This window comes from Amycolatopsis sp. DSM 110486 (assembly GCF_019468465.1).
Lineage (GTDB): Bacteria > Actinomycetota > Actinomycetes > Mycobacteriales > Pseudonocardiaceae > Amycolatopsis.
On the sequence record NZ_CP080519.1, the window covers coordinates 7,133,847 to 7,148,018 of the forward strand.

14 protein-coding genes are annotated in these 14,172 nt (G+C 71.2%); 9 read left to right on the plus strand and 5 right to left on the minus strand.

All coding sequences use genetic code 11. The annotated features are described in order from the left end of the window. The first annotated feature begins 99 nt into the window (after positions 1–99). Together K1T34_RS34625 and K1T34_RS34630 are read left to right on the plus strand one after the other, a co-directional pair. Entirely contained in the window at positions 100–981 is an 882-nt protein-coding gene (locus K1T34_RS34625) for an NAD(P)-dependent oxidoreductase (RefSeq protein WP_255637763.1), read from the plus strand. Beyond that, positions 978–1,811, plus strand: a complete 834-nt coding sequence (locus K1T34_RS34630) for a hydroxypyruvate isomerase family protein (protein ID WP_220238932.1) — start codon at positions 978–980, stop codon at positions 1,809–1,811. Before K1T34_RS34625 ends, K1T34_RS34630 begins: the two co-directional genes overlap by 4 nt. Before the next feature lie 308 nt (positions 1,812–2,119). Here K1T34_RS34630 and K1T34_RS34635 read toward each other — a convergent pair whose 3' ends face one another. Further along, on the minus strand, positions 2,120–2,788 hold the full coding sequence (locus tag K1T34_RS34635; RefSeq protein ID WP_220238933.1) for a GntR family transcriptional regulator: 669 nt from the start codon (positions 2,786–2,788) through the stop codon (positions 2,120–2,122). A gap of 279 nt (positions 2,789–3,067) precedes the next feature. Here K1T34_RS34635 and K1T34_RS34640 point away from each other — a divergent pair, with 279 nt between their 5' ends. The 6 genes from K1T34_RS34640 to K1T34_RS34665 are packed head-to-tail and all read left to right on the plus strand — an operon-like array spanning position 3,068 to position 9,914. Beyond that, on the plus strand, positions 3,068–4,021 hold the full coding sequence (locus K1T34_RS34640) for a transporter substrate-binding domain-containing protein (RefSeq protein ID WP_220238934.1): 954 nt from the start codon (positions 3,068–3,070) through the stop codon (positions 4,019–4,021). Then, positions 4,018–4,950: an amino acid ABC transporter permease gene (locus K1T34_RS34645; RefSeq protein ID WP_220238935.1), complete on the plus strand. Its 933-nt coding sequence runs from the start codon at positions 4,018–4,020 to the stop codon at positions 4,948–4,950. Before K1T34_RS34640 ends, K1T34_RS34645 begins: the two co-directional genes overlap by 4 nt. After that, complete coding sequence (locus K1T34_RS34650) at positions 4,934–5,743, plus strand: amino acid ABC transporter ATP-binding protein (RefSeq protein ID WP_304504292.1); 810 nt, start codon at positions 4,934–4,936, stop codon at positions 5,741–5,743. Before K1T34_RS34645 ends, K1T34_RS34650 begins: the two co-directional genes overlap by 17 nt. A 36-nt stretch (positions 5,744–5,779) precedes the next feature. After that, on the plus strand, positions 5,780–6,601 hold the full coding sequence (locus K1T34_RS34655; RefSeq protein WP_220238936.1) for an enoyl-CoA hydratase/isomerase family protein: 822 nt from the start codon (positions 5,780–5,782) through the stop codon (positions 6,599–6,601). Continuing rightward, positions 6,598–8,727 (plus strand): acetate--CoA ligase family protein, encoded by a 2,130-nt coding sequence (locus K1T34_RS34660; protein WP_220238937.1) that lies wholly within the window; start codon positions 6,598–6,600, stop codon positions 8,725–8,727. Before K1T34_RS34655 ends, K1T34_RS34660 begins: the two co-directional genes overlap by 4 nt. Beyond that, positions 8,724–9,914: an amidohydrolase family protein gene (locus tag K1T34_RS34665; RefSeq protein ID WP_220238938.1), complete on the plus strand. Its 1,191-nt coding sequence runs from the start codon at positions 8,724–8,726 to the stop codon at positions 9,912–9,914. Before K1T34_RS34660 ends, K1T34_RS34665 begins: the two co-directional genes overlap by 4 nt. 6 nt (positions 9,915–9,920) lie before the next feature. Here the strand turns inward: K1T34_RS34665 and K1T34_RS34670 are convergent, their stop codons facing one another. After that, positions 9,921–10,325 carry a VOC family protein gene (locus K1T34_RS34670; protein ID WP_220238939.1) on the minus strand — a complete coding sequence of 135 codons (405 nt, stop codon included), beginning with the start codon at positions 10,323–10,325 and terminating at the stop codon, positions 9,921–9,923. 27 nt (positions 10,326–10,352) lie between these two features. Then, positions 10,353–11,306 (minus strand): YafY family protein, encoded by a 954-nt coding sequence (locus K1T34_RS34675; protein WP_220238940.1) that lies wholly within the window; start codon positions 11,304–11,306, stop codon positions 10,353–10,355. Positions 11,307–11,454: 148 nt separating this feature from the next. Between K1T34_RS34675 and K1T34_RS34680 the strand changes: the two genes are divergently transcribed. Further along, positions 11,455–11,934: a DinB family protein gene (locus tag K1T34_RS34680; RefSeq protein WP_255638813.1), complete on the plus strand. Its 480-nt coding sequence runs from the start codon at positions 11,455–11,457 to the stop codon at positions 11,932–11,934. Between the two features lie 45 nt (positions 11,935–11,979). Here K1T34_RS34680 and K1T34_RS34685 read toward each other — a convergent pair whose 3' ends face one another. Both K1T34_RS34685 and K1T34_RS34690 read right to left on the minus strand, forming a co-directional pair. Beyond that, entirely contained in the window at positions 11,980–12,447 is a 468-nt protein-coding gene (locus tag K1T34_RS34685) for a nuclear transport factor 2 family protein (RefSeq protein WP_220238942.1), read from the minus strand. A gap of 14 nt (positions 12,448–12,461) precedes the next feature. Beyond that, complete coding sequence (locus tag K1T34_RS34690; RefSeq protein WP_220238943.1) at positions 12,462–14,114, minus strand: FAD-dependent oxidoreductase; 1,653 nt, start codon at positions 14,112–14,114, stop codon at positions 12,462–12,464. Positions 14,115–14,172: the final 58 nt, after the last annotated feature.

Consider the following 14,172-nt stretch of genomic DNA (forward strand, 5'->3'; position numbering starts at 1 on the left):
TCACCTGACAAAAGTACTTGACCGACGTGCCGGACACGAGGAAAGGTGGCACCCGTCCAACCGGCGTCCATTCCAGGGCGCCCATCGGAGGGAGACAGAGTGCGGATCGCGGTCGTCGGCCTGGGAGTCATGGGTCTCCCGATGTCGCTCAACCTCGTCAAAGCGGGCTTCGACGTCGTAGGCTTCACCCGTACCGCGGACAGAGGCCGTCCGCTGACCGAGGGCGGTGGCGCGCTCGCCCCGTCGCTCGCCGAAGCCATTTCCGGCGCCGACGTCGTGGTCACGGTGCTGCCGGACAGCCCCGACGTGCAGGCCGTGTACGCCGACGTCTTCAAGGCGGCCGCCGCCGGCACGCTGCTGGTCGACATGAGCACGATCCGCCCGGACGTGGCACGTGAGCTGCACGAACGCGCCGCGGAGGTGTCGATGCCGATGCTCGACGCGCCCGTGAGCGGCGGCGAGGCCGGCGCGAAGGAAGCGAAGCTGTCGATCATGGTCGGCGGCGCGCCAGAGACGCTGGAGCGCGCGCGGCCGGTGCTCGAGGCGATGGGCACGACGATCGTGCTCGTCGGCGGCCCTGGCAGCGGCCAGACGGTGAAGGCGGCGAACCAGCTGCTCGTCGCGGGGACGCTGCAGCTGGTGTCCGAGGCGCTCGTGTTCCTGGAGACGCACGGCGTGGACCTCGCGCCCGCGGTGGACGTGCTCGGCGGCGGCCTCGCCGGCAGCACCGTGCTGGCGCGCAAGGGTGAGGCGATGCTGGCCGGGAAGTTCGAGCCCGGCTTTCGCGTGGACCTGCACCACAAGGACCTGGAGATCTACCGCGCCGCCGCCCGGTCGAACGGGGTATTCTCGCCGGTCGGCGCGCTCGTGGGTGAGCTGATGGCGTCGTTGCGCGCGACCGGATCCGGTGGACTGGACCACTCCGCGTTGCTGACGCAGGTGGCCGCGCTGTCCGGCGTCGAGAAGTGGAGCGCCCGATGACCGAGGACGGAAAGCTGCGGCTCGTCGCGAACGTCTCGCTGCTGTTCGCGGAAGTCCCTTACCTGCAACGCTTCGCGCGCGCGGCGAGTGCCGGGTTCACTGCCGTGGAGACGTGGTGGCCGTGGCCCTCGGCGGTGCCTGCGGCCGCGGAGGTTGACGAGTTCGTGGCCGCGATCTCCGACGCGGGCGTCCAGTTGGCCGGCCTCAACCTCTTCGCCGGCGACATGCCCGGCGGCGAACGCGGCATCGTCTCCAACCCCGCGCGGCGCGAGGAGTTCGCGGCCAACCTCGACCTCGTCGTGGCCATCGCCGAGCGCACCGGCTGCCCGGCCTTCAACGCCCTCTACGGCCAACGCGCCGACGGCGGTGACCCCGCTGAAGAGGACGCCGTCGCCCGCGAACAGCTCGCCACCGCGACCCAGCGCCTCGGCAAGGTCGGCGGCACCGTCCTGGTCGAACCTCTCGGCCGCGGCCTCAACGGCGCCTACCCCCTCACCACCGCCGCCGACGGCGCGCGCGTTGTCGAGCAGGCCCGCACCGACACCGGCGCGGACACCATCGGCCTGCTCTTCGACACCTTCCACCTCACCACCAGCGGCGACGACCTCGAGCAGGTCATCGACACCCACGCCCCGCTCATCGCCCACGTCCAGCTCGCCGACGCCCCCGGCCGCGGCCAACCGGGCACTGGCGAAGTCGACTTCGCGGACGTGCTCGAGCGACTCTGGCAGGCGGGCTACCGCGGCAACGTGGCGTGCGAATACAAACCGACGGTGCCGACGGAGGAATCCCTGGCCTGGATTGAAGGAGTTCCCCGCTTGGGCTGGTGACCGTGGCCAGGCCGCGGCGCCGGCGGGCTTGGGCGGCCGGCTGGTGACGGCGGCCTGGCTTCGCCGCGCGGCGCGCTAGCGCATTCCGGCCGCGGCGTCCCGGACGGCCGCACGCCTGAAAGGCGCGTGCGGCCCGGCTGTGGTGGGTGAACTCGTGCCACTCGCGGCGAGTGGGCGCGCTTCAAGCCCGGTCGCCCGCCGGAGAACCGGGTTCAGTGATGACGTGCCAATACCCGCCGGCTACTCCGCTGGCAGCGGCGGTCGAGACCAACCCGGCAGCGATCCGCACCGCCGGCGAAGAGACGCCGTCAGACGGCGACCCCCGCGCGTTTCGCCGCGTCGGCGAGCAGCATGTCGCGGCAGCCGTGCAGGTCGGCGCGCATCGCTTCTTCCGCGATGGACCCGTCGCCCTCGCGGATGGCCTCGATGATGGCCGCGTGGCGAGCCGTGAGCTCGACCAGGTCGGTGGAGGCGGTGCGGCGAACCTGGGCGATGCAGAGCTGCGCCTCGCCCATCACGGTGCCGTGCATGCGCTGCAGGCGGGGACTGCCGGCGGCCGCGACGAGAGCGCGGTGGAACGCGACGTCGGCCTCGGTGTGGTCGGAGTGCAGCGACTGCTCGGCGGCCAGGCGCATCATGTTGAGCGCCTGCTGGGCGTCGGCGGGCACGTTCTTGGCCTCCGCGAGCGTGCGCACCGCGAGGGTTTCCACGGGTTCGCGGCTGAAGTAGATGTCGCGGATGTCCTCAGTGGACAGCTGCGGCACGATCGAGCTACGCCGGGGGCCGCGGCGGAGCAGACCTTCGGCGACCAGCCGGTCGAGGCCGGCCTTGGCCGTGGGGCGCGCGACGTCGAACCGGCTCGCCACCCACGCCTCCGTGAGCCGGAGACCGGGAGCGACCTCGCCGCGGATGATCTGCTGGCGAAGTGCGTCGCTGAGCGACTCGGTCAATGACGGCGATCCGAGTACCGACGACACCGCTGGCACCTCCTGTGGTTGATCCCTCGTGTGCCCGCCGCCCCCTGCACCGGCGCCGCAGCCCCACGTCCCGGCCAGGTCGGGCCGGGAAACGACAGCGCTCCCAGTGTAGGCGAGCGCGCACTGATCCACCCGGACGAGGTACGGCAAGTCCGGCTCTGCAGAAATACTTGTCATACAAGTTTGGTCAGTCAAGTACTTGACTCGACCGGACCAGTGGGGCACTGTGAGCGCTGCTCGACAGGCAGCTCAACAGTGCAGTTGGACTGAGGAGTCCCCATGAAGAAGCTGGTGCTTTCGCTGGCCGCAGGCGTCGCCGTGGCGACCGCACTGAGCGGCTGCTCGAACACGGACACCCCGGTCGGTGCTCCGGCCGGGTCCGCCGCCGCGAGCCAGCCGGCCGCGGCGGCCGTCGCCCCCGCGGCGGTCGACCCCGCGATCAAGGCGCTCGTCCCCGCCGACATCGCGGCGGCCGGCACGATCAACGGCGGCGCGAACTTCCAGGCCGCCCCCATGGCCATGTACGAAACCGGCACCAAAACGCCCACCGGCGCGGTGGTGAAGCTCGTGGAGCACGCCGCCGGGATGATGGGCCTGAAGGTCGCCTGGCAGCAGGTGCTCTACCCCGACCAGCTGCCCGCCATGCAGGCGGGCAAGATCGTGGTCAGCGGCTCGGCCAGCGCGGCCAACGCCGACATCATCGCCAAGGCCAACGTCGTCGGCGCGTTCAAGAACCTCCAGGGCATCTTGGCGACGGCCGACAAGGCTTCGCAGTTCGAGACGCTCGACGCGGTGTGCGGCAAGAAGATCGGTCTCGGCAAGGCCGCGGCCGCGACCGTCGCGATCTTCAACGACATCGTCAAGCACTGCACGCAGGGCGGCAAACCGGCCCCGCAGATGGTCGGCCTCTCGGCGACGGCGGACATCGTGCTCGCCGTGCAGTCCGGGCGGGTCGACGGCGGCATGATCCCCACGCCGACCGTCGTCTACACCGCGCAGCAGTCGCAGGGCAAGCTCGTGGCCACCAAGGCGAACGACGCGATCGCCGAGCAGATCGACGAGGGCGACGAGGGCTTCACCATCGCCCAGAACCAGCCGAAGCTCGCCGCCGCGTTCCAGGCCGCCGTCAACGCGATGATCAAGGACGGCAGTTACGCCAAGATCCTCACCGGCTTCGGTCTGCCGCAGAACCAGCTGGTGCCCACGGCGACCTTGAACCAGGCCACCAAATGACCACCGAAACCCACCCCGGGCCACGGTTCACCCGCGCCGACCCGATCCCGCAGCAGCACGCCGTACGCTCGCCCGTCGGCCGGATCATCTCCTGGCTGGCGCTCGCGGTCGTGCTGCTGATCATCCTGAACACGCTGCTGCACAACGACAACATCCACCTCTCGGTGATCGGCCGCTACCTGTTCGACTGGCGGATCCTCGAAGGCGTGCTCGGCGCGATCGCGCTCGCCCTCGTGTCGTTCGTGGTGGCTTCGATCATCGGCATCGTCGTCGGGTACATGCGGGTCAGTCGCAACCCGGTGGCGCGCACGGCGAGCTGGCTGTACGTGTGGTTCTTCCGCAGCGTGCCGCTGATCGTGTTCATCCTGATCTTCGGCAACTTCGCGCTCTTCCTGCCGCGGCTCGGGATCGGGCTCCCGTTCACCGATCTCAGCCTCTGGTCCGTCTCGACGAACTCGGTGCTCGTGCCGATGGTCGCCGGCGGGGTCGCGCTCTCGCTCGAACAGGGCGCGTACCTGGCCGAGATCGTGCGGGCCGGCACCCAGTCGGTGTCCGAGTCGCAGCGTGAAGCGGCCGCGGCGATGGGACTGAGCACGTGGCAGATCGAACGCAAAGTTGTGCTGCCGCAGGCGATCCCGGTGATGATCCCGCCCGCCGGGAGCACGTTCGTGATGCTGCTGAAGTCGACGTCGCTGGTCTACGCCATCGCCGGCACGGAGGTGCTGGGCGTCGCCGAGCAGATCGCGTCGCAGAACCTGGCCACGATGGAAATGCTGTTCGTCGCCTCGATCTGGTACCTCGTGCTGACGAGCCTCGCCAGTGTCGGCCAGCGCTACCTCGAACGCCGCGCCAGCGCCTACCGGCGCCGCGTCCGCACGCCCGACGCGGTCATCGCCACGGAAGGAGACGCCGGTGCTCGCAGCGCATGAGAACACGACAGGCGAGGTGCCCGTGAAGCAGACCCGCGCGGACCTGCTGGAGATCGTCGGCGTCGGCAAGAGCTACGGCGAAGCGAAGATCCTCGACGGCGTCGACGTGACGCTCGGCGAGGGCCAGGTCGCCTGCCTGATCGGCCCGTCCGGCTCCGGCAAGAGCACGCTCCTGCGGTGCATCAACGGGTTGCTCACCCCTGACGAAGGCCACGTGCTGCTCGACGGCGAGATCATCGGGCGTGTGGTGCGCGGCGGCAAGCTGCACGACATGCCGCGCAAGAAGCTGCTCGAACAGCGGCGCCGCTTCGGCGTGGTGTTCCAGCACTTCGAGCTGTTCCCGCACCTCACCGCGCTCGGCAACCTCACGCTCGCGCCGCTGCTGCACGGCGAGCTCGAACGCGAGGAGGCCGAGGAACGCGGGCTGGCGATCCTCGAGCGCGTCGGCCTCAAGCACCGCGCCCACGCCCACCCGGTGCAGCTGTCCGGTGGGCAGCAGCAGCGCGTGGCGATCGCGCGGGCGCTCATGCAGCGGCCCGACGTGATGCTGTTCGACGAGCCGACCTCGGCGCTCGACCCCGAGCTCGTCGGCGAGGTGCTGCGCGTGATGCGCGAGCTCGCCGCCGACGGCATGACGATGGTCGTGGTCACGCACGAAATGCGCTTCGCCCGTGAAGTGGGCGATCAGGTGGTGTTCCTGGCCGACGGCAAGGTCGTCGAGGCCGGGCCGCCCGCCGAGTTCTTCGACAACCCGCGCACGGACCGAGCCCGTGCGTTCCTGCGTCAGCTGTAACCCTGCTTTCCCTGCGACCAGAGGAGATCCGCGCCGATGCCCGGCACCTACGACCCGTCGACCATGCCGAACGACCTGGAGTTCGTGAAGTACGAGAAGAAGGGCCACGTCGCGTACATCACGATCAACCGGCCCGAGGTGCGCAACGCCCTGCACACCTTCACCTACCGCGAGCTGCGTCGGGTGTGGCTCGACATGCAGCGCGACCCCGAGGTGCGGGTCGGCATCCTGACCGGTGAGGGCAAGGCGTTCTGCGCCGGGCGCGACATCAAGTTCCTCGCCGAGTACCAGGCGAAGGGCCAGCAGACGCCGCACGAGGACCCGTCGAACCCCGCGTACTACTGGGGTGGCGGCGGCATGCCGTACGACGCGAACCTCGACAAGCCGCTCATCGCCGCGATCAACGGGTTCGCCGTCGGCGTCGGCCTGACGCTCGTGATGCAGTGCCAGCTGCGCGTGATGGCCGACGACGCGTGGCTCGGCGACCAGCACACCAACGTCGGGCGCCTCGGCTCGCCGCAGGCGAAGTTCCTCGCGCTGCCCCGCGCCACGGCGGCGTTCCTGACGCTGTGCAACGGCCGGCTGACCGCGCAGGACTGCTACAGCCAGGGCATCGTCAACAAGGTCGCGCCGCAGAGCGAGATCCTGGCGAAGGCCGAGGAGCTCGCGGCCATGGTCGTCGCGGGTTCGCCCAGCGCCGTGCAGGCCGCGACGCGCGTGTACCGCATCTCGTCGCTCAACCCGGCCCTGGACGAGTACACCCGCCAGCTCGACCGCGACGTCGCCGCCACCGACGATTCGAAGGAAGGCAGCCGCGCGTTCGTCGAGCGCCGCTCACCCGTGTGGCAGGGCAAGTGACGCCACTGCAACGCATCCTGGCGCCGCGTTCGGTCGCGGTGATCGGGGCCAGTGACCGGCAGGGCAACCGCGGCGGCACGGCGGCGGCCCTCATGCGGAAGTTCGGCTTCGCCGGCGACGTGTACCCGGTGCACCCCACCGCGGAGACCGTCGCCGGCTACCCGGCCGTCCGCTCCATCGCCGAGCTGCCGTCCGACGTCGACGTGGCGATCATCGGCCTCGGCGCGGCCAACGTGTCCGGCGTCGCGCGCGAGCTGCACGAGGCCGGCATCCCCGGCGCGATCGCGTGGGCCGGCGGGTTCAGCGAGAACGGCCCCGAGGGCGAGCGGCTGCAGGCCGAGCTGGCCGAGGTCGTGCGCTCGACGGGCGTGCGGCTGATCGGGCCCAACTGCCTCGGCGTGGTGAACACGGCGATCGGGTTCACGGGCACGTTCGCGACCTGGCTGCGCGGCACCGACGAGCTGCTGACCAGCGGCATCGCCATGGTCAGCCAGAGCGGCGGGCTCGCGGCCAACGCGCACGCGTGGTCGCAGGAGTCCGGCATCGGCTTCCGGTACATGATCAGCACGGGCAACGAGGTCGACCTCGGTGTCGTCGACCTGCTCGAGACCGTGGTCGAGGACCCGGGCACCGAGATCGTGCTGGCGTACCTGGAAGGCGTGCGCGACGGCGCCCGGTTCGCGAAGATGCTGCGCCGGGCACGCGAGCTCGGCAAGCCGGTGCTGGTGCTGAAGGTCGGTCACTCGGCCGCGAGCGCGGCGGCCATCGCCGCGCACACCGGCGCGTTGGCCGGCGAGACGCGGGTGTGGGACGCGTTGCTGGAAGCGGAAGGTGCCGTGCAGGTGCATTCCGTGGAGCAGCTGCTCGAAACCGCCGGGTACCTCCACGGCCGAGCCGGGCTGCCGCCGCTGCGGGGCCGCCGGGTCGTGATCATGGGCCACGGCGGGGGTGCCGGGGTGCTGGCGTCCGACCAGTGCGCGCTGGCCGGGCTGGAAGTGCCTGCGCTGTCGCCGGAAACGCGCGCGGCGCTGGCCCCGACGATGCCGGAGATCGCGTCGACGAAGAACCCGGTCGACCTCACCCCCGAGGCCTACGTGCAGGAGAAGTGGCGCTCGCAGCTGTCGTCCACTTTGGACGCGGTGGCGAAGTCGGGTGAAGCCGATGTGCTGCTGACGCAGTTCAGCGTGGGCGAGATCGTGTACCCCGAGGACATCGCCGGGCCGGTCATCGACCTGCACCGCAAGGGTGAGCTGGCGGTCGCCGTCTACTCGCGCGGGGCGACGGCCGAGGCCGTGAAGCTGTACACGGACGCGGGTCTGCACGTGTTCGACGATCAGCGCGTGGCGGTCGAGACGCTGGGCTTGCTCACGGGTCCGATCAGGACGGACGACGAGGTTTCGCGGGCGATCCTGGCGGCGGCGCCGGAGTTGGTGACCCCGGTCGTCGAGGCCACGCTGCCCGCGGTGTCCAGTGGTGACGTGGTGGCGGAGCACGAGGTGCACCGGCTGCTGGCGGAAGCGGGCTTCGACGTGCTGCGCGGCGAAACCGCCCACTCGGCCGAGGAAGCCGGTGCGCTGGCGGAGAAACTCGGCTTCCCGGTGGTGCTGAAAGCGCTCTCGCCGCAGATCACGCACCGCGCGGCGGTCGGGCTAGTGCGCCTGAGCGTCGGCGACCGGGCCACCGCGGAACAGACGTACCGCGAACTCGCGGCGCGCACCGAAGCCCTGGGCGCGGATCTGCTGGGTGTGCTCGTGCAGCAGTCCGCCGTCGGCGGCACGGAGCTGCTCGTGTCGGGATTCCGCGATCCGGTGTTCGGTCCGGTCGTGTCGTGCGGCGCCGGGGGAGTGGCGACGGAGCTGATCGACGACGTCAGCTTCGCGCTGGCGCCGTTGGACGAAGCCGCGGCTCTGGCATTGCTGCGGCGGCTGCGGACCACGGGGAAGTCGAAGGGACTTTCCCTGGAGGAGGCCGGCGCGCAGGCGGTGGCGTTCCTCGTGCGGTTTTCCCGGTTCGTCGAAAGCCTGCCGTGGCCGGGCTTCGTGCTGGAGCTGAACCCGGTCTCGGTGACCGTCGGCCGCGCGGTGGCGCTCGACGGGCTGCTGGTCGTGAGCGAGGCGGGACAGTGACGGATCTGCTGCTGATCGGTGGTGAGGTCGTCGACGCCGGTGCCGGGCTTTCCGGGCGGCTCGACGTGGCCGTCACCGGTTCGGTCATCACGGCGATCGGGCCCGACCTCGATCGTGCCGGTGCCGCGCGCGTGGTTGACGTGACCGGAAGCCTTGTCACGGCGGGGCTCGTGGACCTGCACACGCACGTGTTCGCGCCCGGCTCCGCGCTCAGCCTGGACGCGGACGTCGCCGGCGTGCTCTCGGGCGTCACGACGGTGGTCGACGCGGGCAGCTCCGGCGCGGAGAACTTCGCGGAGTTCAAGGCGCTGCTGCCGTCGTGCCGCACGCAGGTCGTGCCGTTCGTCCACATCGGACGGCGCGGGCTCGCGGTGAAACCCGACGTGACCACCGCCGACGACCTCGACCCCGACGGCGTGCGCCGCGTGCTGGCCGAGAACCCCGGCCTGGTGCGGGGGATCAAGGTGCGCATGGTGTCGCCCGCGTTGCAGGGCCCGGGTCTGGAGATGCTCCGGACCGCTCGCGCGGTGGCGCGGGAGGCGGGGGTGCCGCTGATGGTGCACGTCGGCGACATCGGCGGCCTGGCCGGCCCGCGCGTCGGCCCGGAGACGCTCGACCTGCTCGACGCCGGCGACATCGTCACGCACGTCTACACCGCCAACCCCGGTGGCGTGCTGGACGCCGACGGCGTGGTGCTGCCCGAAGCACTGGCCGCGGCCGAACGGGGCGTGCTGTTCGACTCGGCGCACGGCTGCAAGAACCTGTCGTTCGACGTCGCCCGCCGGGTGCTGGACCAGGGGATTCCGCTGCACGCGGTGAGCACGGACATGACGCTCACCGGCCACGGCGAGATCGTCTTCAGCCTCACCGAGGTGCTCAGCCGCTACCTCGCGCTGGGCTTCAGCGTGCCCGAGGTGCTCACCATGGCCACCGCGGGCCCGGCCGCGGCCGCCGGCATCGCCGACCGCGCGGGCCGGCTGGAGGTCGGGCGCCCGGCCGACCTGTCGGTGCTCGACGTCGTCTCCGGCGACTGGTCGGTGTCCGACGCGGTGGGCGCCTCGCTGCGCCTGGACCGCGCGTTCGTGCCGGTGCTCACCGTGCGCGCCGGCACGATCGTGGAGCCGGGCGAGGCGCCGCACAGCTGGGGCTGGGCCCCGACGCCGGCGGAGCCCGCGAAGGTGTGCTGACTTCGTTCAGCCCGCGTCGAGGCGAGCTTCGGCGCGGGTGGGCTGGAACAGCTCGACCGGGTTGGCGGACGGATCTTCGATCAGCACCTGCCGTCCGCCGACCCCGTCGACGACCGGGCCGCGGAACGCCACCCCGGCCGCGCGCAGCCGACCGACCTCGGCGTCGAGGTCCTCGACCTCCAGCGCGAATCGGTTCCAGCCGCCCGGCTCGGGCACCCGGCCGTCCGGCAGGGCCTGTCCACCACCGGGCCCGCCGCCCGGCGCGCTGAGCAGCAGCCGCAGGTCACCGCGGGCGAGCATCGCGAAGGCCGGGGCGGGGTGCATCACCTCGCTGAATCCGAGGTGGTCGCGGTAGAACCCGATCGCGGCGTCGACGTCGTCCACGAGGTAGCGCACGCTGACTGTGGCCATGGCAGCCTCCCGAGGAACTCACGATACCTACGCCCGGCTGAAGCGCGCTGCCCATTCGTGCACGCGGTCCAGCAGTTCCGGTGGTGTCACCACGCAGAACTCAGCGCCGACGACGCCGAGCGCGAGGGTGGGCCAGTCCAGCGAGTCGGCGGTCATCAGTACCCGGCAGCGGCCGGCATCGAGCTCCTCGACCGTGGTCCATTGGCCGATGCGCTCGCGCACGGTGGCGGCCGGCGCCTCGACGACGACTTCCACCCGGTAGGGCCGCGCGACGTTGTCGAGCCCGGCGCGGACGAACTCGGCGGCGTCGGCCGCGGGCAGCTCGCGCGGGCGGAACGGGGCGCCGGTGCCGTGCGGGTCGCTGAGGCGGTCGACGCGGAAGCTGCGCCAGTCGTGCCGGGCGAGGTCGTACGCGACGAGGTACCAGCGGCGGCCCACCGGTACGAGGCGAAGCGGCTCGACGTGCCGCTCGGTCTGCAGGCCGCCGGCGGCGGTGTAGGAGAACCGCAGCCGTTCGCTGTCGCGGCAGGCGAGCGCGATGGCCGTGAGCACGCCGGGGTCGACGCTGGGGCCGGGCGCGCCGTTCCAGCCGAGCGGCACGGTCATCGCGCGCAACGCGTCGACGCGCCGCCGCAGCCGGGCCGGCATCACCTGCACCACCTTCGCCAGTACGCGCAGCGACGACTCCGCGATGCCCTCGACCGAACCCTGCGCGGCGGCCTGCAGGCCCACCGCCAGCGCCACGGCCTCCTCGTCGTCGACCACCAGCGGCGGCAGCGTCGCGCCCGGCGCGAGCTGGTAACCGCCGTCGACGCCGCGCTGCGCCTCGACGGGATAACCCAGCTCACGCAGCCGGTCGACGTCGCGGCGCAGCGTCCGGATCGACACCTCCAGGCGCCCGGCCAGCTCCTGGCCGGGCCAGTACCGGTGCGTCTGCAGTAGCGACAGCAACCGCAGGGTTCGCGAGCTCGTGTTGGCCATGAATCCAGATTCTCTCCTATTGAGGTCAGAAAGTAGCCGGAATGGGTTTTACCTTAGGTTTGTACGCAGACACCGACGAGAGGACGAAGCCGTGAACGAGACCCTGACGACCGACGTGACGACGGGCGAGCGCGCCGACCTGCTGGCGATGCTGGGAAAGCACCGCCACTTCCTGCGGTTCACGACGCGTGACCTCACCGATGACCAGGCCCGTCTGCGGACCACGGCCAGCGAGCTGTGCCTTGGCGGCCTCATCAAGCACGTGACGTCGGTGGAACGCGGCTGGGCGGAGTTCATCGTGCAGGGCCCGGCGGCCATGCCGGACTTCGCGGAGATGACCGAAGCCGACTTCGCCGAGCGCGCCAACGACTTCGCCCTGCTGCCCGGCGAGACGCTGGAAGGCGTGCTGGCCGTCTACGCCGACGTGGCCGCCAAGACCGACGAGCTCGTCGCCACGCTGCCCGACCTGGGCGCGACCCAGCCGTTGCCGAAGGCGCCGTGGTTCGAGGAGAACGCGAGCTGGTCGGCGCGGCGCGTGTTCGTGCACATCATCGCCGAGACCGCGCAGCACTCCGGCCACGCCGACATCATCCGCGAGTCGCTCGACGGCGCGAAGAGCATGGGCTGACCGCGCGCCGGCGGGCGCCACGTCCTCGGGCGCCCGCCGGCCGCGCTACTTCTCTTCAGCGAGCCACGGGTAGCGATCCGTGTCCTGCCCGGCGTAATCCGGATCGAGGTAGATGAAGCAGCGGTGGATGTTCCAGTCCCGGATCTCGAACACGTCGCACCATCGGCCGGCCGCCCAGTCGGGCAAGCCGGCGCGCCACGGGCCGTCGCGGTGCTCGCCGTGGCTGGTGCCTTCGACGACGACGAGGTCGCTGCCGGAGAAGATCCAGGTCAGCTCGGAGTAGTGGTGCTTGATGGCCTTCAGGGTGCCGCCGACGTCGGAGAACATCCGGCCGATCTCGTCGCGGCCGTCCGCGATGCCCCACTTCGGGAAGTAGACCTGCGCGTCGACTGCGAACAGGTCGAGAGTGCCGCCACCGCTCGACGTGACGCCGCCGCGGTCGAAGGCTTTGAGGTATTCCATCGCCACGGACTTGCGCTGCTCGTCGGTCATGATCTGCGTGCTCAACGCCATTTCGGCTCCTGCCCTCAGGCGGGCCGCCGGGCGCGGTCCACGGCGCCTGAGGCCCGGTACGCGAACGCGATGATCGGGCCGAGCGTAGCGCCACCCGCCCAGTAAGCGCGGCCCGAAGCCGAGGCCACGCAGTTGCCGACCCCGAAGAGTCCCGGGATGGGGGCACCGAGGTCGTCCAGCACCCGTCCGTCCGGGTCGGTCCGCGGGCCGCCCTTGGTGTCGAGGACGCCGCCGGTGACGAGCGCGGCGTAGTACGGACCGGTGTCGCTGATCGGCCACATCGTCGGGTTCTCGCGGCCGGGCTCCTCCTTGACCGGACCGTTGAACACCAGCTGGATCGCGGTCTCGCCGCGGGCGAAGTCCTCGTCCTTGCCGTTCGCGGCGAAGCGGTTGAACCGGTCGATCGTCCGAGGCAGGTTTTCGGCGAAGTCGTCGGCGAGGGTGAAACCACCGGTCTCGGCGGCGTGGGCCGCGAGGCGCTCGCGGATCTTCACCGTGAGCTCGTCGAGCGTCCGCGCCTTGACCACGTGGGAGTCGTCGCTGCCCGGCGGGACGATCAGGCGGCCGTATTCGTCGCCGGCGGAATGGTCCTGGCTGCGCTGGTCCCACACCTGGACGAGCACCAGGTTCGGGTACTCGCCCGCGGCCGGGTCCCATCGGAAGAACGTCCGTGCGGCCTCGTTGTAGGGCAGCTTCTCGTTGGCCACGCGCTCGCCCCGCCGGTTCACGAGGATCATCGAGTCGCCGGCCACCGAGAACATGCCGACCAGGTCGGGCCGCCCGGTCTTCTCCAGCGGCACCGGGCACATCCAGGCGTGGTTCATGGTGGCGAACTGCGTGCCCATCGCGGAGGAGATGCGGACGAAGTCGCCCTCGTTGGTCACCGCCGCGCAGCCCGGGTAGGCGGGGACGCCGAGGTAGTCGCGGCGCAGCTCGTCGTCGTGGGAGAAGCCGCCGGTGGCGAACACGACGCCCTTGCGCGCCAGCACCCGCACCGTTTGCCCGGCGGCGGTCGTGGCCTCGACACCGGCAACGCGGACACCGTCCACGACGAGCCGTTGGACCCGGTGCCCCGTGCGCAAGTCCACACCGTCGCGCTCGGCGGCCGCGGACATCTGCCGGACTGCCACTTCGCCGCCGTCGGACATCGATTCCCGGGCGCCTTCCGGCACCAGCACGCGTCCCTTCGGAGCCTTGTCCTCCGGCAGTTCCGACCAGTAGTCCGGCACGTCCGGGCAATGCCGGTAGGTGAGCGCGCCGTGCTCGGCCAGCAGCTCGGCGGCGGGGCCGGCGCTGTCGTAGAACGCGCGGGCCATCGAGGCTTCCCAGTCGGTGAGGCCGGCCGTCGGGCTCGCCGGGTCGAACCGGGTCGGCTGGGACAGGCGCGCGACGTAGCGGAGGAAGTCCTCGAATCGGTCCTCGATGCCGAGCGCGCGCATGGGCTTGTTGTTCGGCACCCAGTACCAGAACGCGGCCTTCTTGACTGTGCCGCCGAGTTCCGGTGCCTTCTCCAGCAGGACCACCTCGTTGCCCAGCCACCGGCTGAACAGCGCGGTGGGCAGGCCGGCGCCTCCGCCACCGACCACGACCACGTCGGCTTCGACGTCCGCGGACGTGAGTGTCGCGGGCCGGGCGCTCTCTCGCGGGGCGACTGAATCCTTCGTCATGCACACACCTTGCGGTTTCCCCGCGTGGCGCGGTTGTCTCACAATGAGACAGCCGCGG